This is a genomic window from Vibrio marinisediminis (genome assembly GCF_014050145.1).
Taxonomy (GTDB): domain Bacteria; phylum Pseudomonadota; class Gammaproteobacteria; order Enterobacterales; family Vibrionaceae; genus Vibrio; species Vibrio marinisediminis.
In genome coordinates, this window is sequence record NZ_JACFYF010000430.1 from 1 (window position 1) to 226 (window position 226).

A 226-nucleotide genomic window follows, 5' to 3' on the forward strand; every position below is an offset into this window, starting at 1 on the left:
CCGCCTGGAGCTCCTGGAGAGCGTGGTGGATCTGGTAGTCGTGGTTTCTCTGGTGCTGTTGGTGTTGCTGGCCCCAAGTGTCCTTCCGGTGAACGTGGTGCTCCCGGACCTGCTGGTCCCAAAGGTTCTCCTGGTGAAGCTGGTCGCCCCGGTGAAGCTGGTCTCCCTGGTGCCAAGGGTCTCAATGGCAGTCCTGGCAGCCCTGGTCCTGATGGCAAAACCGGCC

The 226-nt window shown here is 62.8% G+C and carries 1 protein-coding gene; it reads left to right on the forward strand.

Annotation, left to right across the window (positions count from 1 at the left end):
* On the forward strand, nucleotides 1-226 hold a 226-nt coding region (locus H2O73_RS21655), incomplete at both ends, for a collagen-like triple helix repeat-containing protein (protein WP_182110865.1).